The 20,066-nt window shown below is 72.7% G+C and carries 20 protein-coding genes and 3 tRNA genes; 12 read left to right on the forward strand and 11 right to left on the reverse strand.

Features of this window, described 5'->3' with window-relative positions; genetic code table 11:
- Nucleotides 1–143: 143 nt before the first annotated feature.
- Nucleotides 144–216, reverse strand: a tRNA-Arg gene (locus tag ACILQ5_RS15345).
- 405 nt (nucleotides 217–621) lie between these two features.
- Here ACILQ5_RS15345 and ACILQ5_RS15350 point away from each other — a divergent pair.
- Nucleotides 622–2,463: a phosphoenolpyruvate carboxykinase (GTP) gene (locus ACILQ5_RS15350; RefSeq protein ID WP_395658893.1), complete on the forward strand. Its 1,842-nt coding sequence runs from the start codon at nucleotides 622–624 to the stop codon at nucleotides 2,461–2,463.
- Nucleotides 2,464–2,582: 119 nt separating this feature from the next.
- A complete protein-coding gene (locus ACILQ5_RS15355) occupies nucleotides 2,583–3,611 on the forward strand; it encodes a LuxR family transcriptional regulator (RefSeq protein WP_395658894.1) in 1,029 nt (342 codons plus the stop codon).
- 465 nt (nucleotides 3,612–4,076) lie between these two features.
- Here ACILQ5_RS15355 and ACILQ5_RS15360 read toward each other — a convergent pair.
- Both ACILQ5_RS15360 and ACILQ5_RS15365 read right to left on the reverse strand, forming a co-directional pair.
- Nucleotides 4,077–4,170, reverse strand: a tRNA-Ser gene (locus ACILQ5_RS15360).
- 100 nt (nucleotides 4,171–4,270) lie between these two features.
- On the reverse strand, nucleotides 4,271–4,744 hold the full coding sequence (locus tag ACILQ5_RS15365; protein WP_395658895.1) for a hypothetical protein: 474 nt from the start codon (nucleotides 4,742–4,744) through the stop codon (nucleotides 4,271–4,273).
- A gap of 106 nt (nucleotides 4,745–4,850) precedes the next feature.
- Between ACILQ5_RS15365 and ACILQ5_RS15370 the strand changes: the two genes are divergently transcribed.
- Nucleotides 4,851–5,228 (forward strand): hypothetical protein, encoded by a 378-nt coding sequence (locus tag ACILQ5_RS15370; RefSeq protein ID WP_395658896.1) that lies wholly within the window; start codon nucleotides 4,851–4,853, stop codon nucleotides 5,226–5,228.
- 49 nt (nucleotides 5,229–5,277) lie between these two features.
- A tRNA-Ser gene (locus tag ACILQ5_RS15375) sits at nucleotides 5,278–5,362 on the forward strand.
- Nucleotides 5,363–5,364: 2 nt separating this feature from the next.
- Here the strand turns inward: ACILQ5_RS15375 and ACILQ5_RS15380 are convergent.
- The 3 genes from ACILQ5_RS15380 to ACILQ5_RS15390 are packed head-to-tail and all read right to left on the reverse strand — an operon-like array spanning nucleotide 5,365 to nucleotide 7,482.
- A complete protein-coding gene (locus tag ACILQ5_RS15380; protein WP_395658897.1) occupies nucleotides 5,365–5,595 on the reverse strand; it encodes a biotin/lipoyl-binding carrier protein in 231 nt (76 codons plus the stop codon).
- 49 nt (nucleotides 5,596–5,644) lie between these two features.
- Nucleotides 5,645–6,706, reverse strand: coding sequence for a hypothetical protein (locus tag ACILQ5_RS15385; RefSeq protein ID WP_395658898.1), 1,062 nt, complete (start codon nucleotides 6,704–6,706; stop codon nucleotides 5,645–5,647).
- Nucleotides 6,707–6,717: 11 nt separating this feature from the next.
- Nucleotides 6,718–7,482 (reverse strand): carbon-nitrogen hydrolase family protein, encoded by a 765-nt coding sequence (locus ACILQ5_RS15390; protein ID WP_395658899.1) that lies wholly within the window; start codon nucleotides 7,480–7,482, stop codon nucleotides 6,718–6,720.
- Between the two features lie 18 nt (nucleotides 7,483–7,500).
- Here ACILQ5_RS15390 and ACILQ5_RS15395 point away from each other — a divergent pair, with 18 nt between their 5' ends.
- Genes ACILQ5_RS15395 through ACILQ5_RS15410 form a run of 4 tightly spaced genes read left to right on the forward strand, consistent with a single transcriptional unit; the run spans nucleotide 7,501 to nucleotide 10,106 of the window.
- Complete coding sequence (locus ACILQ5_RS15395) at nucleotides 7,501–8,082, forward strand: molybdenum cofactor guanylyltransferase (protein ID WP_395658900.1); 582 nt, start codon at nucleotides 7,501–7,503, stop codon at nucleotides 8,080–8,082.
- Nucleotides 8,083–8,124: 42 nt separating this feature from the next.
- On the forward strand, nucleotides 8,125–8,457 hold the full coding sequence (locus ACILQ5_RS15400) for a DUF6457 domain-containing protein (protein WP_395658901.1): 333 nt from the start codon (nucleotides 8,125–8,127) through the stop codon (nucleotides 8,455–8,457).
- 29 nt (nucleotides 8,458–8,486) lie between these two features.
- A complete protein-coding gene (locus ACILQ5_RS15405; protein ID WP_395658902.1) occupies nucleotides 8,487–9,464 on the forward strand; it encodes an NAD(P)H-quinone oxidoreductase in 978 nt (325 codons plus the stop codon).
- A 27-nt stretch (nucleotides 9,465–9,491) separates the two neighbouring features.
- On the forward strand, nucleotides 9,492–10,106 hold the full coding sequence (locus ACILQ5_RS15410; RefSeq protein ID WP_395658903.1) for a bacterial proteasome activator family protein: 615 nt from the start codon (nucleotides 9,492–9,494) through the stop codon (nucleotides 10,104–10,106).
- 336 nt (nucleotides 10,107–10,442) lie between these two features.
- On the opposite strand, the gene ACILQ5_RS15415 is transcribed toward ACILQ5_RS15410, so the two are convergent.
- From ACILQ5_RS15415 to serS, 5 genes are read right to left on the reverse strand one after another with little or no spacing between them, the layout of a single operon-like run.
- Nucleotides 10,443–11,015, reverse strand: coding sequence for a hypothetical protein (locus ACILQ5_RS15415; protein WP_395658904.1), 573 nt, complete (start codon nucleotides 11,013–11,015; stop codon nucleotides 10,443–10,445).
- An 18-nt stretch (nucleotides 11,016–11,033) separates the two neighbouring features.
- Nucleotides 11,034–11,840: a Cof-type HAD-IIB family hydrolase gene (locus ACILQ5_RS15420; RefSeq protein WP_395658905.1), complete on the reverse strand. Its 807-nt coding sequence runs from the start codon at nucleotides 11,838–11,840 to the stop codon at nucleotides 11,034–11,036.
- Nucleotides 11,837–12,325 (reverse strand): GNAT family N-acetyltransferase, encoded by a 489-nt coding sequence (locus tag ACILQ5_RS15425; RefSeq protein ID WP_395658906.1) that lies wholly within the window; start codon nucleotides 12,323–12,325, stop codon nucleotides 11,837–11,839. Before ACILQ5_RS15425 ends, ACILQ5_RS15420 begins: the two co-directional genes overlap by 4 nt.
- Entirely contained in the window at nucleotides 12,322–13,143 is an 822-nt protein-coding gene (locus ACILQ5_RS15430) for an HAD family hydrolase (RefSeq protein ID WP_395658991.1), read from the reverse strand. Before ACILQ5_RS15430 ends, ACILQ5_RS15425 begins: the two co-directional genes overlap by 4 nt.
- Before the next feature lie 23 nt (nucleotides 13,144–13,166).
- The gene (gene serS / locus ACILQ5_RS15435; RefSeq protein ID WP_395658907.1) at nucleotides 13,167–14,459 is read right to left on the reverse strand and encodes a serine--tRNA ligase; all 1,293 of its coding nucleotides are present in this window, start codon (nucleotides 14,457–14,459) and stop codon (nucleotides 13,167–13,169) included.
- A gap of 55 nt (nucleotides 14,460–14,514) precedes the next feature.
- On the opposite strand from serS, the gene ACILQ5_RS15440 reads away from it, so the two are divergent.
- From ACILQ5_RS15440 to kdpB, 4 genes are all read left to right on the forward strand, one after another.
- Nucleotides 14,515–16,089, forward strand: a complete 1,575-nt coding sequence (locus ACILQ5_RS15440; protein WP_395658908.1) for a YegS/Rv2252/BmrU family lipid kinase — start codon at nucleotides 14,515–14,517, stop codon at nucleotides 16,087–16,089.
- 124 nt (nucleotides 16,090–16,213) lie between these two features.
- A complete protein-coding gene (locus ACILQ5_RS15445; protein ID WP_395658909.1) occupies nucleotides 16,214–16,366 on the forward strand; it encodes a hypothetical protein in 153 nt (50 codons plus the stop codon).
- Entirely contained in the window at nucleotides 16,363–18,027 is a 1,665-nt protein-coding gene (gene kdpA / locus ACILQ5_RS15450) for a potassium-transporting ATPase subunit KdpA (protein WP_395658910.1), read from the forward strand. The genes ACILQ5_RS15445 and kdpA overlap by 4 nt, the downstream gene beginning before the upstream one ends.
- Nucleotides 18,024–20,066, forward strand: a complete 2,043-nt coding sequence (kdpB, locus tag ACILQ5_RS15455) for a potassium-transporting ATPase subunit KdpB (protein ID WP_395658911.1) — start codon at nucleotides 18,024–18,026, stop codon at nucleotides 20,064–20,066. Before kdpA ends, kdpB begins: the two co-directional genes overlap by 4 nt.

Here is a 20,066-nt window from a genome sequence, read left to right on the forward strand (position 1 = left end):
AGCTCCTCCGCGAGCTCACCATCGACCCCGCCCGCAACTACCAGCCACTCGGCCGACCACCCGGACCCCAACCCCACACAAACAGAAGACCGGACCCCGACCCGGGGTCCGGCCTGTCCGGGATCTCCTGAGAGATCACACTGCGCGCCTGTAGGGATTCGAACCCCAAACCTTCTGATCCGTAGTCAGATGCTCTATCCGTTGAGCTACAGGCGCATGCCGCCCGGCACCGGGCCGAACGACTGGTCGAGGATAGCCGACCCCTGCGGCCAGGCCGAAATCAGTGTCCGCCCCCGGTGCCGCCGGGACGACCGAGACACCGGAAGCGGCCCTTCCGTGGCCGGGCAGGAATCAGGCTCGGGTGTCCCGACGACCACACCGCTTCGGTCATGAAAAGGCCGAAGCAGAGCCCTCGAGGAACGCCTTTTCCCGCTCAACTGAGCCGTTGTGACGGACCCCACCCGCCGTTGAACGTTCCAATGTGAGGGTGCGGACGGGTCGGGGTACGGTCGGCCCACCCTCGGGGCCGGAGCGGGTCCGCACCGCCTCCGCGGGGGCCACCCAGAGTCGCCGACAACGACGCCGAGCGAGCCACCGCGACTGCGCGAGAAGGAACCGTTGATGACCGCCACCCAGGCACCCACGACCGACCCCGTCCCCACCACCGGCACCGCTCCGACGACCCACCGGGGGATCCTCGACTTCGTCGCCGAGGTCGCCGAGCTGACCCAGCCCGCCCGGATCCACTGGTGCACGGGGTCCGACGAGGAGTGGACCGAGCTCACCGACACGTTGGTCTCGACCGGGACGTTCACGCAGCTGAACCCGGCGATCAAGCCGAACTCCTTCTACGCCGCCTCCGACCCCATCGACGTGGCCCGGGTCGAGGACCGCACCTACATCTGCTCGGTCGACCCGCGCGACGCCGGCCCGACCAACAACTGGATGGACCCCGGCGAGATGAAGGTCCTGATGCGCGACCTCTACCGGGGGTCGATGCGGGGCCGCACGATGTACGTCATCCCGTTCGTGATGGGGCACCTCGACGCGGAGAAGCCGATGTTCGGCATCGAGCTCACCGACTCGGCCTACGTCACCGCCTCCATGCGCGTGATGGCCCGCATGGGCTCCGCCGTCCTCGAGCGGATGACGGAGCTGGACGCCGACTTCGTGCCCTGCATCCACTCCGTGGGCCACCCGCTCGAGCCCGGCCAGGCCGACGTCGCCTGGCCGTGCAACGACACGAAGTACATCGTGCAGTTCCCCGAGGAGCGCGCGATCTGGTCCTACGGCTCGGGGTACGGCGGCAACGCGCTGCTCGGCAAGAAGTGCTACGCCCTGCGGATCGCGTCGGTGATGGCCCGCGACGAGGGCTGGCTCGCCGAGCACATGCTGATCCTCAAGCTGACCTCCCCTGAGGGCACCGTGAAGTACGTCGCGGCGGCGTTCCCCAGCGCCTGCGGCAAGACCAACCTGGCGATGCTGCAGCCGACCATCCCCGGCTGGAAGGTCGAGACGCTGGGCGACGACATCGCCTGGATGCGGATCGGCGAGGACGGCCGTCTCTGGGCGGTCAACCCCGAGTACGGCTTCTTCGGCGTCGCACCCGGCACCAACGAGCACACCAACCCCAACGCGATGCGCACCATCAACAAGGGCAACTCGGTCTTCACCAACGTCGCGCTCACCGAGGACGGCGACATCTGGTGGGAGGGCCTGGAGAACCCGCCGGCGAAGGCGACCTCCTGGAAGGGCGAGCCGTGGACGCCGGAGTCCACCGAGCTCTCCAGCCACCCGAACTCCCGCTACTGCACCCCGATCACGCAGTGCGACATCCTCGCCCCGGAGTACGACGACCCGCGCGGCGTCCCGATCGACGCGATCCTCTTCGGCGGCCGGCGCAAGACGACGGTCCCGCTCGTCTTCGAGGCCCGGGACTGGGCCCACGGGACGTTCCTCGGCGCGACGCTCTCCTCGGAGACCACCGCCGCCGCGGTCGGTGCGGTCGGCGTCGTGCGCCGCGACCCGATGGCGATGCTGCCCTTCATCGGCTACAACGCCGGCGACTACTTCAGCCACTGGATCAGCGTCGGGAAGGACAACGACGAGGCGAAGCTGCCGCGGATCTTCTACGTCAACTGGTTCCGTCGCGACGACGAGGGCGGCTTCCTCTGGCCCGGCTTCGGCGAGAACAGCCGGGTGCTGAAGTGGGTCGTCGAGCGCATCGACGGCCAGGCGGCGGCCGTCGAGACCCCCATCGGCCACGTCCCCGCGCCGGGCGCGCTGGACACCGACGGGCTCGACCTGGCCGAGGACGCCCTGGCCGCCGCGCTGGCGGTGGACGTGGAGGAGTGGCGGGCCGAGCTGCCGCAGATCCAGGAGTGGTTCGAGAAGTTCGGCGACGACCTGCCCGCGGTGCTGTGGACCGAGCTGGACGGCCTGCGCTCGCGGCTCGAGGGCTGACCACACGTCGTACCGGAGGGCCCCGTCCGCCGGACGGGGCCCTCCGGCGCGTCACCTGTGGAATCATCAGCCACAGGAGTTGACGCTTCGGGGGCCCGGTCGGAAGGAGCAGGCGCGGCGTGGAGACCATCGGCCCTGAGGACCGCGCGCTGTTCGAGTCCGCCGGCACCGCGCTCTTCGAGGAGCTGGTGGCGGCCGGCGGGCTGCCGACCACCGACCGTCGGCTCGTCGAGGGCGGCGAGCTCGCCCCCGCGCTCGAGCTCCTGCGGGACCTCGGCCTCGCGCGCCAGTCGGCGGACGGCGTCCGCTGGGAGGCGCAGGACCCCGGTGCCGCCCAGTCCCGCGTGGTGTCCCCCCTGGGCCAGGAGGGTGCGCGCCTGCTCTCGGAGTCGTCGCAGTGGGCGACCGCCTTCGGGACGCTCACCCATGCGTGGCGGCGCGCGCCGGGAGCGGTCGGCGGCGGGCCGTTCACCTACCTCCCGCTCGAGGAGATCGATCCCTTCATCGCGGGTCTGGTCGCGGACTGCGAGGAGGAGGTCCTCACGGCGCAGCCGCAGGCGATCCGTGACACCCGGGACCTCCCCCACGTGGTCCTGCGCGACACCGCGCTCCTCGAGCGCGGTGCCCGGATCCGCACGCTCTACCAGCACAGCGCCAGGCGCAACTCCACGACCCGGCAGTACGTCGCCGCGGTCACCGAGCGCGGCGGCGAGGTCCGCACCCTGGACGAGTTCTTCAACCGGATGATCGTGGTGGATCGCCGGACGGCGATCATCCCCAGCAAGGAGACCCACCGCGTGGCGCTCGTGGTCCGCGAGCCCTCGGTGGTGGCCTACCTCGTCGACGTGTTCGAGCGCTCCTGGGAGCGCGGCCGGCCCTTCACCAGCAGCGAGGCGCCGGTGATGAAGGACATCGCCTCGGAGCAGCGGTCGATGACGTTGCGGATGCTCATCGAGGGGCACTCCGACCCGGTGTCGGCGAAGCGGCTGGGGGTCAGCCCCCGCACCTATGCCGGGTACATCGCCGACCTCAAGGAGGAGTTCGAGGCGGAGACCCGGTTCCAGCTCGGCTACACGATCGGGCGGCGGGGCATCACCGGACAGGACGACGAGGACGCCGAGCGCCCCGCGCCTGCCAGCGAAGTGTGACCAGACGCGACGAAGGGCAGCGACCCGAGTCACTGCCCTTCGTCGTGGAGGCCGAGCCAGGCCGGGGGGGTGGCGCTGGGACCGAACAAGTGGGGGGTGAGTTGGGTCCCCGGCTCGACCGAGATCAGTGTCAGCGGTGGGTGATGCCCACCCGTCCGCTCCAGCTTGTGTCTGCGTGCGCCGGGGCCGAGATCCCCAGAAGGCCGACGCTCAGCGTCGCTGTCACCAGTGCGATGGCTACCTTTCGTGCAAGGTTCATTTCCCTCTCCACCTTCTAAGTCATCGGACCCCACGGAAGGCCCGGTACGACCAGTGTCGGTGAGCGGTGGCAGGTAGGACGAATGGATCAGTGCCTCAGAAATGTGCATTGCACATTTCTGCAGCGGCTGCAGGTTCTTGCAGCGGGGTGCCGGGACGTCCCGACGCGCCACGGCCCCCTCACGCGGGGCGGAGGGGGCCGTGGGCTGGCGGAGGCGGAGGGATTTGAACCCTCGATGGGGTTGTAGCCCCAAACCCGCTTAGCAGGCGGGCGCCATAGACCGGACTAGGCGACGCCTCCCGACAGCCAGCACAGGCTACAAGCAGCCCACCGTGGACCACCAATCAGGGGCGGGTGCCGCGTGCAGGCCCGGTGCAGCCCCGGTGCGGCCCGGCACGCCTCAGAGCGGACGGAGCCCGTGCCCGTGCTGGAGGTGGCGCTGGAGGTCCCGCACGAACTCCTCGCGGTCGCCGTCGAGGGCCTGGACCGGGATCGTCGTCGCGCGCCCGTCGCGGAGCTTGAGCACGACGACCGGCGTGCCCGACGGCGACGCCGTGACGGCCTCGCGCACGTCGGGCCAGGGGGCCCGGTCGACGCCGACCCCCCGGACCAGGCGGACCCGGTAGCCGTCGGTCCCCAGGTGCACGACCGGCACGGCGCGGAGGACGACGTACGCCGCCACCAGGACCGCGACGACCCCGAGGGCGGCCGCCCCCACCAGCACCCCGAGGGGCAGGTCGAGCAGGGCCACCAGCACGGTCAGCACGGCGAGCAGCCCGGCCAGCACGACGAGCAGCCCGCCCACGAAGCGGACGGCGAGGGCCGGCGCCAGCCGATAGTCGGACACCCCGGGGGTGGGCGCGTGCTGCTGCATGACTTGATTGAACAAGACACCGGATTCGTGACCGGCACCGGGTTGTCGGGCGGGCCCGGTGGAGTCACACTCGAAGTCCCACCGCTGCGGGCCTCGGGAGGTTCCCATGACCATCACCTCCACCAGCACGAGCGCCGCCCTGCAAGGTCTGGCGCACGCCCTCGACGCACCCCGCGGCGCCGGTGTCCCGCTCGGGAGCTGGCGCTGGACCGTGCGGAAGCGGATGACCGCCGTCCGGGACCAGCTCGTCGCCGAGACCCTGCCCGTCGGCGCGTTCCCGGCGCGGGAGGTCGGCCTGGCGCGCGAGCGCGACGCCCTGCTCGCCCGGCTCAGCGCCCTGGGCGCGAAGGTCCTCGTGGACCCGGACGTCGACCGGGTCCGCGACCAGCTGCACCGGCTCGTGGTCGACGTCGCCCACCACGTCCAGCGCCGGCACGACCTGGCCTACGACGAGGTCGAGCTCGAGCTCGGCGGCTCGGAGTAGCAGGACCGGCCCTCCTACACTGCTCGGGTGTCCCGGCCTGCCGGGCCACGGAGGGGTGCCGGAGTGGCCGATCGGAACCGCCTTGAAAGCGGTCGTAGGGAGACCTACCGCGGGTTCGAATCCCGCCCCCTCTGCGCTACGCGGTGATCTCGACCAGCACGTCGCCCTCCTGGACGACGTCGCCGGGTGCGACCCTGACCGCGCGGACGGTGCCCGGCGCTTCGAGGATGACCGGGATCTCCATCTTCATCGACTCCAGCAGCACGACGGTGTCGCCGACGGCGACGGGGTCGCCGGGGGCGACGGCGATGCTCAGCACGTTCGCCACCATCTCCGCCACGATCTCGATCACCTGCTCGCGGGCCATGGGTGCGAACCTAGCCGTTACCCGCAGGTACCCGGGAACCGCCGGCCGGTCAGAGCAGCGGGCGGGTGCGCGGTGGCTCGGGCCGCAGTGCCATCGCCTCCTCGGCCCGGCGGCCCCGCCGCCCGGACGAGCCGGTGACCGCGAGGTCGAGCCGGATCACGACGAAGCCGATCAGCAGGCCGACCACGACGCCGTACCCGACGGAGAGCGCGGCCTCCTGCAGGGTCAGGGCCGGGTTGACCAGCGCGTTGACGATCGGCGTGGCGGCCGCGACGCCGAACGCGCAGACCCACCAGCCCTGCCGGCGCCGGGCGCGCATGTGGGTGCCCCAGGCGAGCGCGGGAACGCCGAGGACGGTCTCCAGCGGGCGGGGGAAGGCGCCGAGGTGCTCCCGGCTCCAGCCCACGCCGTCGAGCACGTGGTCCATGAGCGCCGGGGTGCCGTAGCGGCGCAGCAGCTCGGCGTAGGCGAGGGTCACCGCGAGCACGACCGATCCGAGCAGCACCGTGACGAACCCCCGGCGGCCCAGCCCGTGCAGCCCGGCGCCGAGCCGGTAGATGATGGCGAACGCCCCGAGCAGGGACAGACCGAGCGTCGTGTACTCGAACCGGGCCAGCGTCACGGCCGGCTCGAACCCCACGACCGCCACGGCACCGACCACGGCGACGAGCACCGCCACCAGGACCTCGCGGACGGCGTGCACGAAACGGACCGCCGGCACGGTGGACATCACGGCGAGGACCGCCGTGACCACGGTGGTGAGGACCGCCGCCCCGGTGCGCAGCGAGTCGTCGTCGCTCACGACCGCCACGGTGCCGAGCGCCACCGCCAGGAGCCCGACGACGACCGGACGGCCCCCGGTGCGCGCCGCCAGCGCCCAGGAGTAGGCGGTGGCGACCGCCACGGCACCGGCGCCACCGATCCAGTCGGGACCGACGTCGAGGGTGCAGGCCGCGAGCCCGGCCATGCCGGCGGCCACCAGGACCGCCCAGCCGACGACCGGCGCCCGCGAGCTCGCGATCCTCTCGGTGCGCGCTCGCAGCGCGGCCGCGGCGCGGCTGCGGCGGGACGGGGGCCGCTCGGCACGACGACGTGGAGCGGTCCGGGACACGGCAGGCCAGGTTACAGACGGCGGTTGGCGAGCGACGGGTTGGTCCGGCGCGCCGCCTCGAGCCCGGCGTGGTCGATCTCGGCGACCAGCACCTCCGGGCCCTCGCCGGCCTCGGCCAGCACGTCGCCCATCGGATCGACCACCATCGAGTGGCCGGTGTAGCGCGGCCCCGGCTGCGCCGCCGCGGCGACGAAGACGGTGTTCTCGATCGCCCGGGCCCGCAGCAGGGTGCGCCAGTGGTCGACCTTGCGGGGGCCCGCGACCCACGCGGCCGGCAGCGCGAGGACCTCGGCGCCCTCGTCGACCAGCAGCCGCGCCAGCTCCGGGAAGCGCAGGTCGTAGCAGGTCATCAGGCCGACCCGGAACCCCGCCACGTCCACGATCGCGGGCGCCACCGGACCGGCCCGGAGCCGGTCCGACTCGCGGTAGCCGAAGGAGTCGTAGAGGTGGATCTTCCGGTACGACGCCTCCGCCTCGCCCCGCACGACCAGCGTGTTGAACGGTCGGTGGGGGTCGTCGCCGGTCTCGAACATCCCGGCCACCACCGTGGTGCCGTGCTCGCCGGCCACCCGGGCGACCTCGGTCGCGAACGGACCGTCCACGGGCTCGGCGTACCGGCTCACGTCGGAGCCGGGCTCCCCGAAGTCACGGGCGAAGGCCTCCGGGAAGACGACCAGGTCGGCCCCGGAGGGGGTGAGGTCGGCGAGCAGCTGGCGGTTCGCGTCCGGGTCGAGGCCGGAGGCGTGCTGGACGAGCGCGAGGCGGAGTCGGGCCACGATGCGAGACTGCCACACATGGAGCTCGAGCCCGGCACGATCGGCTTTGCGGTCGTCGTGCTGGCCGGCGGCCGGGCGGTGCGCCTCGACGGGGCCGACAAGGCCTCGGTCGAGCACCACGGCCGCTCGCTGCTCGAGCACGCGATCGAGGCCTGCGTCGACGCCCAGGAGGTCGTCGTGGTCGGCGACCCCGTGCCGACCACCCGGCCGGTGACCTTCTGCCGCGAGAGCCCCCGGTACGGCGGCCCGGTGGCCGCCCTGCTCACGGGACGTGACGCGCTGGTCCGGGCACCGCGCAGCCTCGGCGTCCTGGCCGTCGACATGCCCCGGGTCACCCCGTGGACGTTCCGCCGGCTGCACGAGGCCCTGGACGGCCACGACGGGGCGTTCCTCACCGACGGCACCGGGCGCCGCCAGCTCGCGGGAGTGCTGGACGTGGCCCGGCTCGACGCCGCGCGGCCCGACCACGAGAGCCAGCACGGCATGGCCATCCGCCGCCTGCTCGCGGGTCTGGACATCGTCGACGTCGCGCCCGTGGGCGACGAGGGCCGGGACGTCGACACGTGGGCCGACGTACGTGATCTCGCCGACGATCGCTGACCGGGGCTTGCGGAGCACGCCCGAGTGGGCGAGATTCTGATCGTGAACCTCCACGACTGGATCGACGAGCTCAGCGATGTCCTCGACGTGGACACCGAGGTCGACGAGGGCCTGGTGCTGGACCTGGCCCGGGTCGCCGCGCACAACGTCGCGCGCCCGGCAGCGCCGATCACGGCGTACCTCCTCGGGTTCGCGGCCGGGGCGCAGGACGCCGACCCGGACGAGGTGGAGGCGCTGGCCGCGAAGGCGCAGCTGCTCGCCGACGGCTGGGACCGCCCCGCCGGGGCGCCGGACCCGGAGGAGGCCGCGGTCGAGGTCGAGGTCCCCGACGACAGCACGGTCGACCACACCGGCGACGCGTTCGAGGAGGAGTGACTCCTCGCCTGACCTCCTAGGCTGACCGCATGCGTGCCGTCGTCACCGCCGGGGCCGGCGGCCCCGAGGTCCTGTCCGTCGCCGAGCTGCCCGACCCCGAGCCGGGTCCGGGCGAGGTGGTGCTCGACGTCGCCGCCGCGGCGCTCAACCGCGCCGACCTGTTGCAGCGCCAGGGGTTCTACCCGCCGCCACCCGGCGCGTCGGACGTCATCGGCATGGAGTGCAGCGGCACCGTCGCCGCGGTCGGTGACGGCGTCAGCGGGTGGTCCGTGGGCGACCCCGCGTGCGCGCTGCTCGCCGGGGGCGGGTACGCCGAGCGGGTCGCCGTACCGGCCGGCCAGCTGATGCCGGTGCCGGCCGGGGTCGACCTGGTCACCGCCGCCGCGCTGCCGGAGGTCGCGTGCACGGTCTGGTCGAACGTCTTCATGATCGCCGGGCTCAAGCCGCACGAGGTGCTGCTCGTGCACGGCGGCGCGGGCGGGATCGGCTCGTTCGCGATCCAGCTCGCCCACCAGCTCGGGGCCACCGTGCTCACCACCGCCGGGACCGAGGAGAAGCGGGCCGCCTGCCTCGCGCTCGGCGCGGACGTCGCGATCGACTACCGCGAGCAGGACTTCGTCGCGGTCGTGAAGGAGACCACGGACGGCCACGGCGCCGACGTCGTGCTCGACAACATGGGGGCGAAGTATCTCGACCGGAACATCGACGCCCTCGCCACCGAGGGACGGCTGGTCGTCATCGGCATGCAGGGCGGCTCCAAGGCCGAGCTCGACATCGGCAAGCTGCTGCGCAAGCGGGCGGCCGTCATCGGCACCACGCTGCGCGCCCGCCCGGTCGAGGAGAAGGCCGCGATCTGCGCGTCGGTCGTCGAGCACGTCTGGCCGCTCGTCGCCGAGGGGCTGGTCCAGCCGGTGGTCAACGGGACGATGCCGCTCGCCGAGGCGGCCGCCGCGCACGCCCTGATGGAGTCCGGCGAGCACAGCGGCAAGATCCTGCTGGTGGTCTGAGCGGGTGCGGTGGATACCGTGGGGGCCATGAGCGAGCAGCACCCGGAGGAGCAGGACCAGCAGGTCGTCGTGATCGGCCCGGACGGACAGTCGGTGGGCACCGTCCCGGCGTCCGCGCTCCAGGCCGCGGGCGTGACCGTGCCGGACGGCACGGACGACCCGGACGGCGACGCCGAGGCGGACGCCGACGAGCGCGCGATCACCGACCTGGTCGAGCAGCCCGCGAAGGTGATGCGGATCGGCAGCATGATCCGCCAGCTCCTCGAGGAGGTGAAGGCGGCGCCGCTCGACGAGGCCAGCCGCAACCGGCTCAAGGAGATCCACCAGGCCTCGATCAAGGAGCTCGAGGAGGGCCTCGCCCCCGAGCTCGTCGAGGAGCTGGACCGGCTGACGCTGCCGTTCAGCGAGGACGCCACCCCGTCGGAGGGCGAGCTGCGGATCGCCCAGGCCCAGCTGGTCGGCTGGCTCGAGGGGCTCTTCCACGGCATCCAGACCGCGATCTACGCCCAGCAGATGGCCGCCCGCGCCCAGTTCGAGCAGATGCGCCGCGCCCTGCCGCCCGGCGTGATCGCGCCCCAGGCCGACGCCGGCCCCCCGCAGCAGCCGCAGACCCCCGGCGACTCGGGCGGGATGTACCTGTAGCTCCTCCCGGCCGACCCCGCGCAACGTCAGACGAACCGGTCGCCCCGGAAGCCACCACGCATGACGTCCCGGCCGCTCCCGCGGGACGTCATACGAACCGGTCGCCCCGACAGCCACCACGTATGACGTCCGGACCGCTCCCGCGGGACGTCATACGAACCGGTCGCCGCAACAGCCACGCCGTATGACGTCCGGACCGACCCCGCGCAACGTCATACGAACCGGTCGCCGCAACAGCCACGCCGTATGACGTCCCGACCGACCCCGCGCAACGTCATACGAACCGGTCGCCCTAGAAGCCACCACGCATGACGTCCGAGGGGGCGCCGGGCGAGGTCAGGCCTTGCGGCGGCCGAGGCTCACGACGAGCAGCAGGCCGAGCAGCCCGACGATCACCAGCGCCATGCCGGGCGCGGCCAGCCGGGTGCGGCTGGTGGGCTCGCCGGCGACCAGCGTGAAGGTCGCCTGCTCCGGCTCCGGCGGGATCGGCGAGGTGCCGGCGCCGAGCAGCCGCTCGACCGTGGCGAGGTGGGCGTCGGTGGCGCGCGTCGTCCCGCCGTCGGAGGAGATCGTCAGGTCGCCGCCGTCGTCGGTGGCGAAGAACACGTAGTCCGCGCCCTCGACGAGGTCGGGCAGGCCGCAGGCCCGGGGGTCGCGCGAGGTCATCACCATCGCCTGCTCCCCCACCTCACCCTTGTAGCTGCGCTCGACCTGCACGTCGTAGTGGATGCCCGGCCCCTGGCGGGTGCGGGAGGTGACGGTCCCGGTGAAGACCGCGTCGGCGGCCTGCACCTGCTGGGCCGGGGTCGACGAGGACCGCGGGCACGCGGCGGCGGGCGCCGCCGTCGCCAGGACGGTCGCGACCAGGCTCCCCACGAGGAGCAGCAGCACCGCCAGCAGTCGTCTCACGTCACCCATCTCAACAGATCACCGGGCGCGCAGGCCAACCAGGACCCGCTCCAGGACCTGGGCGACGCCGTCCTCGTCGTTCGCGGGGGCGACGTGCGCCGCCGCCTCGAGCACGGTCGGGTGCGCGTTGGCCATCGCGTACGCCGTGCCCGCCCAGGCCAGCATCGGCAGGTCGTTCGGCATGTCCCCGAAGGCCAGCACGTCGGCCGCGTCGACCCCGAGATCGGCGCAGACCAGCGCGAGGGTCGACGCCTTGGTGACGCCGGGGGCGCTGATCTCCAGGAGGGAGGACGCCGACGACCAGGTGATCACCACCCGGCCGCCGACCGCCTCCTCGGCGAGATCCCAGAACTCCTGTGGCGCGAGCTCCTCGTGGCGGGCGAGCAGCTTGAGCGCGGGCCGGTCGAAGAGCTCGGCCAGCGGGCCCCGGCGCGCGCCGTCGGGCACCGGGTGCCGCTCCAGGAACTCCGGCTCGAGGCCGATGCCGTCCAGGGTCTCCACGGCGTACGTCGTCCCGGGCAGCGCCGCGCGCAGCACCTCGCACACGGCGAGGCCCAGCTCGGGGTCGATCGGCCGCTCCAGCCGCGGCCGGTGCGCGGCGACGTCCCAGACGAGCGCCCCGTTGGAGACGATCGCGAGGCCGTGCTCGCCCACGTGCTCGAAGACGTCCTCCGCCCACCGCAGCGGCCGGCCGGTCACGAACACCACCGGGATGCCGGCAGCCTCCACCCGCGCCAGCACGTCCGCGGTGTACGACGACACCGAGCCGTCGCCGCGGACCAGGGTGCCGTCCAGGTCGGTGGCGACCAGCCGGACGCGGCTCATCCGGCGGGCAGCGGCCGGGCCATGACCAGGTGGCCGTCCTCGTTGCTGCCGCGGAGCTCGGTGAAACCGCACTTGGCGAGCACCCGGATGCTGGCTGCGTTGGCGGGCTCGACGCTGGCGCGGATCCGGACGCCCTCGCGGTCGGTCTCGACGAGCAGCGCCCGCAGCGCCTCGGTCGCGAAGCCCCAGCCGTGCGCCTCGTCGACGAGGCCGTAGCCGACCTCCGTCTCGGGGACGCCGTCGGCGGCCTCCTCGGGCGGGCCGAAGAAGCCGATCGAGCCGAGCGCCGTCGTCCCGCGGACGACGTGGCGGGGACCCCAGGGGTCCCCGGCGCGGTACATGGTGGCGGCGTCCCGGTCGTCCTGGCGCGGGTAGTCGCGGTGCCACCCCGGGCGGTGCCGGCCGTCGAGGATGTCCGCCGCCTCGTCCGGGGACCACAGCGGCAGCCGGAGCCGCTCGGTGACGACCACCTCGGGGAGCGTCACGCGACGTCCCCGGGACCCGGGAACCAGCGCTGGAGCTCGGTGGCGAGGCCGTCCTCGTAGACGCTCCCGGTGAGGTCGTCGGCCGCGGCGATGACCTGCTCGATCGCCTGGCCCATCGCCACCGAGCGGTGCGCCCACGCGAACATCTCGAGGTCGTTGCGGCCGTCGCCGACCGCGAGCGCGTCGGCCCCGGTCAAGCCGAGGTGGCGGGCGACGTGCTCGAGACCGGACGCCTTGGAGACGCCCACCGGCGCCAGGTCGAGCCACGCGGTCCAGCCCACGACGTAGTTGGTGCCGTGCAGCCCGAGCTCGCCGGCGAGGGCCACGAACTCGTCGGCGGTCGAGTTCGGGTCGCGGATGATGACACGACTGACCTCGGCGGCGAGCAGGTCGTCGACGTCGGTGAGGATCATGTCGCCGGAGAGCTCGCCGTCCGGGAAGTGGGAGTTCACCCGGTAGCCCACGCCGCGCTCCTCGACGGCCACCAGCGCCTCGGGGTGCCGGGCGAGCACGGCCTCGACGGCCGGCCGGGCGTCGAAGGTCTCCTCGTGGACGACCTCGAGCGGCGGGTAGCGGAACACCACCGCGCCGTTCGAGGCGACGACCCAGAGGCGCTCCCGGTCGGGGGCGTGCAGCTCGAGCAGGTCGGCGATGGGGGCCATGCCGTGCGGGGACCGGCCGCTGGCGAGCACGACGTGCGCGCCGGCGTCCAGCACCCGGCGTACCGCGTCCTTGACAGCCGGCGAGACCTCCTCGTGGGTGGTCCCCGAGCCCTCCACCCACTTCAGGATCGTGCCGTCGATGTCCAGGGCGACCAGGCGCGGCCGCCAGCCCGCGTCGCTCACCGGGTGACCGGCTCCAGGACCTCGCGGCCGCCCAGCCACGGCTGGAGCGCCTTGGGGACCCGCACCGACCCGTCCGCCTGCTGGTGGGTCTCGAGGATCGCCACGATCGCCCGGGGGACCGCGCACAGGGTGCCGTTGAGGGTGGCGATCGGCTTCACGCCGCTGGACCCGTCCGGTCCGGCGAACCGGCCGCGGATGTCGAGGCGCCGGGTCTGGAACTCCGTGCAGTTCGAGGTCGAGGTCAGCTCGCGGTACTTGCCCTGGGTCGGGATCCAGGCCTCGCAGTCGAACTTCCGGATCGCCGACAGGCCCAGGTCGCCGGCCGCCGTGTCGATGACCTGGTAGGCGAGCTCGAGCTTGTCGAGGAACTGCTTCTCCCACTCCAGCAGCCGCTGGTGCTCGGCGTAGGACTCCTCGACGGTCGTGTAGACGAACATCTCGACCTTGTCGAACCAGTGCACCCGGATGATGCCCTTGGTGTCGCGGCCGTGCGAGCCGGCCTCCTTGCGGAAGCACGGGCTGAACGAGGCGTACCGCCGGGGCAGCGACGCGGCGTCGAGGATCTCGTCGGAGTGGTACGCCGCCATCGGCACCTCGGACGTCCCGACGAGGTACATGTCCTGGCCCTCGATGCGGTAGACGTCGTCGGCGGCCTGGCCCAGGAACCCGGTGCCGTCCATCGCGCGCGGCTTCACCATCGACGGGGCGATGACCGGGGTGAACCCGGCCTCGCGGGCCTGCTCCATGGCGAGGTTGACCAGCGCGAGCTCGAGCTCCGCGCCGACGCCGGTGAGGAAGTAGAAGCGCGCTCCGGACACCTTGGCGCCGCGGTCGAGGTCGATCGCGCCGAGGATCCGGCCGAGCTCGACGTGGTCGCGCGGCTCGAACCCCTCGGCGGCGAAGTCGCGGGGTGTGCCGATCGTCTCGAGGACGACGAAGTCGTCCTCGCCGCCGGCGGGGGTCTCCTCCGCGGCGAGGTTGGGGATGCTCATCAGGGCGTCGTTCCAGGCCGCCTCCGCGGCGACCTGGGTGGCCTCGAGCTCCTTGACCTCCGCCGCGAGCGCCTTGGTGCGCGCGAGCAGCTCCTGCTTCTCCTCGCCCTGCGCCTGCGCGACCTGGCGGCCGAGCTGCTTCTGCTCGGCCCGCTTGGCCTCGAACGTCGCGATCGCCGTACGCCGCGCGGTGTCGGCCGAGAGCGCCCGGTCCACGACCTCGTCGGACAGCCCGCGCTTGGCCTGGCAGGCACGCACGCGGTCGGGGTCGTCACGGAGGATGCGCGGGTCGATCATGTTGAGAGGCTATCCGGGGCCCGGCCGCCGACGCGCGGGAGATAGCGTGCGGGGCATGCTCGAGCGACCCCGCGCCGTCGTGGCCGGCTGGGCTGCCCTCTGCTTCGGGCTCGTCGCGCTGCTGGCTGTCGCCGTGGACCAGGGCTGGGGCGGGGTGCGGGCGCTCGACGACCGCGGCGAGCCCGCCGAGGGCTGGGCGGTCGACACCGGCTGGCTGCGGCACCCGCTCGTGCTCGTCGAGGACGCCTTCCGGACCTGGGGCGTCGCTCTCGTCACCGTCGTGCTGGTGGTCTGGCTGCTGGTCCGCGGCTACCGGCGGGCGGCGGTCTTCACCGCAGGAGTCATGGTCGGGGCGACCCTGGCCTACACGCTGCTCAAGGGCGTGGTCGGCCGCGACCGGCCGCCGTGGCAGAACCCCGCCGACCTGGCGCACAGCCTCTCCTACCCCTCCGGCCACGCCACGTCGATCGCCGCGCTGGGCGGGGTGCTCGTCGTGCTGGTGTCGATGTTCGTCCGCCGCGCGAACCTGCGCCGGGCGGCGTACGTCGGGATCGTGCTGCTCGTGCTGGTCGTCGGTGCGGACCGCGTGCTGCTGGGACGGCACTACCCCAGCGACGTGATCGGCGGCTACCTGCTGGGCGTGGGCATGGTGCTGCTGGGCATCGCCCTCTACAACCCGCTCCCACGCAGCCACGCCGCGACGGCCGAGCCGCTGCAGGAGGTCTACACGTCCGAGCGACGGCTGGCGGTCGTCCTCAACCCGATCAAGGTCGAGGACGTCGGGCAGTTCGAGGCGATCGTGACCGCGATGGCGCACGAGGCCGGCTGGTCGACGCCGACGTGGCACTACACGACGGTCGAGGACCCCGGCACCGGGATGGCGGAGGCGGCCGCGGTGGCAGGCACCGACCTGGTCCTGGTCTGCGGCGGCGACGGCACCGTGCGCGAGGTGTGCGCCGAGCTGGCCGGCACCGGCATCCCGGTCGGCATCGTCCCGGCCGGGACCGGCAACCTGCTCGCCCGCAACCTCAACATCCCGCTCTACCTGCGCGCCGCGATCGACGTCGCGCTGACCGGCCAGGACCGCGCGATCGACATGGTCGACGTGTCCGGCGACGGGTTCGAGGACACCCACTTCATGGTGATGGCGGGGATGGGCTTCGACGCCGCGATCATGGAGGGCGTCAACGAGGACATCAAGAAGCGGGTCGGCTGGCTCGCCTACGTGCTGTCCGCCCTCAAGTCGCTGATGTTCCCCGCCGTCCGCATCGAGGTCTCCGTCGACGACGGCGACTTCACCAAGCACCGCGCGCGCACCGTCGTCGTCGGCAACGTCGGGTTCCTCCAGGCCGGGATGCCGCTCCTCCCGGACGCCGCGATCGACGACGGGCTGCTCGACGTCGTGATCCTGCACCCGCGCAACCTGCTGTCCTGGATCCCCCTGGCCTGGCGGGTGCTGCTCAAGCGGCCCCACACCGACGACCTGGTCAACCGGATGACCGGGCGCACGGTCGTGATCCGCGCCTCGACCGAGACCCCGCGCCAGCTCGACGGGGACTCGATCGGGCCCGGCAAGGAGCTGCGGATGACCTGCGTCCCCGGCCGACTCCTGGTGCGGGTGCCGCGCTAGCGGCCCGGTCGGCGACGCCGGGGCGTCAGGGTTGCGTCAAGGTTGCGTCAAGGGCGGAAGCGGGACCGTCAAGGAGGCGTCAGGGACGGGTGTGAGCGGCCGTCGGCGCGCCTAGAACGGAGGTGTGCCTGATCTCCTCTTCCTCCTGTTGACGCTCGTCGCGTTCGGCCTGCTCGCCGTGCTCGTCGGCGTGCTCGACCGCCGCCTCTCCGACGACCGTCCCGCCGCCGAGCGCCCGTCCGCCGAGCGCCCCCCGATCGAGCAGGGTGCCGAGTGAGCGCCGTCGGCCCCGCGATCGGACAGGTCGCCGTCCTCGTGGTCGCCCTCGTCGTCGCCGTGCCACTCCTGGGCCGCTACCTCGCCCACGTCTACACCTCCGAGAAGCACCTGGCGGTCGAGCGGGCGTCCTACCGGGTGATCCGGGTCGACCCCGACGCGGACCAGCACTGGCGCACCTACGCGATGGCCGTCCTCGGGTTCTCCCTGGTCGGCGTGCTCGCCCTCTACGCGTTGGGTCGGCTCCAGCAGCACCTGCCGCTGAGCCTGGGCTTCTCGGCCCTCCCGGCCGACGGCGCCTGGAACACCGCCGTCTCCTTCGTGACCAACACGAACTGGCAGTGGTACTCCGGCGAGGTGTCGACCGGGCACCTGATGCAGATGTCCGGCCTGACCGTGCAGAACTTCGTCTCGGCCGCCGTCGGCATGTCGGTCGCGGCAGCGCTCGCCCGCGGCCTGGCACGGAACCTGGCCGGTGGCCGGGTCGGCAACTTCTGGGCCGACCTGGTGCGGACGACGGTGCGCGTGCTGCTGCCGATCGCCCTCGTCGCCGCGGTGCTGCTCGTCCTCCTGGGCGCGGTCCAGAACCTCCTCGAGCCCCAGGTCGTGCACACGCTCAGCGGTGGCACCCAGGCGATCACGGGTGGCCCAGTGGCCAGCCAGGAGGCGATCAAGGAGCTCGGCACCAACGGTGGCGGCTTCTACAACGCGAACTCGTCGCACCCGTTCGAGAACCCGACCCCGGTCACCGACGTGCTCGAGATCTTCCTGCTGCTGGTCATCCCGTTCTCGATGGCCTGGGCGTTCGGGATCATCGTCGGCGACCGGCGCCAGGGAGGTGCGGTCCTCGCCGTGATGGCGCTGCTCTGGGGTGGCGCGGTCGCGCTGCTGACCTGGGCCGAGATGGCCGGGCACGGGACCGCACCCCAGCTGGCCGGTGGCGCCATGGAGGGCAAGGAGGTCCGGTTCGGCGAGGCTGCCTCGGCGCTGTTCGCCTCGTCGACCACCGGCACCTCGACCGGCGCCGTCAACGCCATGCACGACTCCCTCACCGCACCCGGTGGTGGCATCGCGATGTTCAACATGATGCTCGGCGAGGTCGCGCCCGGCGGGGTGGGATCGGGCCTCTACGGCATGCTCATGCTCGCCGTCATCACGGTGTTCCTCGCCGGCCTGATGGTCGGGCGGACGCCGGAGTACCTCGGCAAGAAGATCGGCCAGCGCGAGATCTGGCTGGTCGGCACCTACGTCCTCGCGACGCCGGTGCTCGTGCTCGTCGGGATCGCGGTCGCGGTCACGGCGCAGGACGGGCTCGCCGGTCTCCAGGAGTCCGGGCCGCACGGCCTCTCCGAGGCGTTGTACGCCGTCACGTCGGCGTCCAACAACAACGGCTCGGCCTTCGCCGGGCTGACGTCCGGCACGCCGTTCTGGAACACCCTGCTCGGGCTCTGCATGCTCCTCGGCCGGTTCCTGCCGATGGTCCTCGTGCTCGCCCTCGCCGGCAGGTTCGCCGGTGCCCAGCACCTGCCCCCCAGCGCCGGCACCCTGCCCACCCACAAGCCCCTGTTCGTCGCCCTGCTCACGGGCGTGGCCCTGGTCGTGGTCGGTCTGACCTACGTCCCGGTGCTCGTCCTCGGTCCGATCGCGGAGTCCCTGTCGTGAACACCCACCACCCCGCGCCCGTCCGGCGCTCCCTCGGCACCCAGCTCCGCGAGGCGCTGCCCGCTGCCGTCCGCAAGCTCGATCCGCGCGAGCTCGTCCAGACCCCGGTCATGCTCGTCGTCGAGGCCGGCGCCGTCCTCACCACGGTGATGTCGGTCCTCGACCCGAGCACCATGGGGATCGGCGTCACGATCTGGCTCTGGCTGACCGTGCTCTTCGGCACCCTCGCCGAGGCCGTCGCCGAGGGCCGCGGCAAGGCCCAGGCGGCCAGCCTGCGATCGCTCCAGCAGGACACGACGGCCCACCGTCGCCGTACCGACGGCACCGTCGAGGAGGTCGCGAGCACCGCCCTGCGGGCCGGGGACGTGGTCGTCGTCGACGCCGGCGAGCGGATCCCCGGGGACGGCGACGTCGTCGAGGGCGTCGCCTCCGTCGACGAGTCCGCCGTCACGGGTGAGTCGGCACCGGTGATCCGCGAGTCCGGAGGCGACCGCTCGGCCGTCACCGGCGGCACGGTGGTGCTGTCGGACCGGATCGTCGTCCGGATCACCTCCGAGCCGGGTCACTCGTTCGTCGACCGGATGATCGCCCTGGTCGAGGGGTCCGAGCGCCAGCGCACCCCCAACGAGATCGCGCTGAACATCCTGCTCGCGTTCCTGACGATCATCTTCGTGGTCGTGGTCGGCTCGCTGTACTACGTCGCCGACTACAGCGGCGCGCACCAGTCGTGGATCGTGATGATCGCGCTGCTGGTCTGCCTGATCCCTACGACGATCGGCGCCCTGCTGTCCGCGATCGGGATCGCCGGGATGGACCGCCTGGTACGCCGCAACGTGCTCGCCATGTCGGGTCGTGCGGTCGAGGCGGCCGGTGACGTCGACGTGCTGCTGCTCGACAAGACCGGCACCATCACCCACGGCAACCGGCGGGCGACCGAGCTGCTGCCCGTCGAGGGCGTCACCCTCGCCGCGCTCCAGGAGGCCGCGCTGCTCTCCTCGCTCGCGGACGAGACCCCGGAGGGGCGCAGCATCGTCGAGCTCGTCGACCTCGACCGGGCCAGGACGGTGCCCGCCGGCGCGACGCTCGTGGAGTTCACGGCGACCACCCGGATGAGCGGCATCGACCTGCCGGACCGGGTGGTCCGCAAGGGCGCGGGCTCGGCCGTCGCGCAGTGGGTGCGGAGCACCGGCGTCCCCGCCGAGAGGACGGCGGCCGGCCGGCTGCCCGAGCTCGTCGACGAGATCAGCCGCTCGGGCGGCACCCCGCTGGTGGTCGCCGAGCAGCGCACCGGCGAGCAGGCCCGCGTCCTCGGGGTCATCCACCTCAAGGACGTGGTCAAGGAGGGCATCCGCGAGCGCTTCGACGAGATGCGCGCGATGGGGATCCGCACCGTGATGATCACCGGCGACAACGCGATCACCGCCCGCGCGATCGCCGAGGAGGCCGGGGTCGACGACTTCCTGGCCGAGGCCACGCCCGAGGACAAGATGGCGCTGATCCGCCAGGAGCAGCGCGGCGGCCGGATGGTCGCGATGTGCGGGGACGGGACGAACGACGCGCCCGCCCTCGCGCAGGCCGACGTCGGCGTCGCCATGAACACCGGGACCATGGCGGCCAAGGAGGCCGGCAACATGGTGGACCTCGACTCCGACCCGACCAAGCTGATCGACGTCGTCGAGATCGGCAAGCAGCTGCTCATCACCCGGGGGGCGCTCACCACGTTCTCGGTGGCCAACGACGTGGCGAAGTACTTCGCGATCCTGCCCGCCATGTTCGTCGTGGCGTTCCCGGACCTCGACGTCCTCAACGTCATGCAGCTGTCCTCACCGGAGTCCGCGATCCTCTCGGCCGTCGTCTTCAACGCGCTCGTCATCGTGGCGCTGATCCCGCTCTCGCTGCGCGGCGTCCGCTACACGCCGTCGTCCGCGGTCGCCCTGCTCCGCCGCAACATCCTCATCTACGGCGTCGGCGGCCTGATCGCCCCGTTCCTGGGCATCAAGCTGCTCGACCTCGTCATCTCGACGATCCCGGGGGTCTGA

It is taken from the genome of Nocardioides sp. (genome assembly GCF_044226305.1).
GTDB lineage: Bacteria > Actinomycetota > Actinomycetes > Propionibacteriales > Nocardioidaceae > Nocardioides.

Bases quoted from the DNA above. Each gene is read 5' to 3' on its own strand.
- ACILQ5_RS15440 (WP_395658908.1), top strand. From the start codon at position 14,515: ATGCTCGAGCGACCCCGCGCCGTCGTGGCCGGCTGGGCTGCCCTCTGC.
- ACILQ5_RS15380 (WP_395658897.1), bottom strand. From the start codon at position 5,595: ATGGCCCGCGAGCAGGTGATCGAGATCGTGGCGGAGATGGTGGCGAAC.
- ACILQ5_RS15365 (WP_395658895.1), bottom strand. From the start codon at position 4,744: ATGCAGCAGCACGCGCCCACCCCCGGGGTGTCCGACTATCGGCTGGCG.
- ACILQ5_RS15350 (WP_395658893.1), top strand. From the start codon at position 622: ATGACCGCCACCCAGGCACCCACGACCGACCCCGTCCCCACCACCGGC.
- ACILQ5_RS15405 (WP_395658902.1), top strand. From the start codon at position 8,487: ATGCGTGCCGTCGTCACCGCCGGGGCCGGCGGCCCCGAGGTCCTGTCC.
- ACILQ5_RS15395 (WP_395658900.1), top strand. From the start codon at position 7,501: ATGGAGCTCGAGCCCGGCACGATCGGCTTTGCGGTCGTCGTGCTGGCC.
- ACILQ5_RS15370 (WP_395658896.1), top strand. From the start codon at position 4,851: ATGACCATCACCTCCACCAGCACGAGCGCCGCCCTGCAAGGTCTGGCG.
- ACILQ5_RS15410 (WP_395658903.1), top strand. From the start codon at position 9,492: ATGAGCGAGCAGCACCCGGAGGAGCAGGACCAGCAGGTCGTCGTGATC.
- serS (WP_395658907.1), bottom strand. From the start codon at position 14,459: ATGATCGACCCGCGCATCCTCCGTGACGACCCCGACCGCGTGCGTGCC.
- ACILQ5_RS15420 (WP_395658905.1), bottom strand. From the start codon at position 11,840: ATGAGCCGCGTCCGGCTGGTCGCCACCGACCTGGACGGCACCCTGGTC.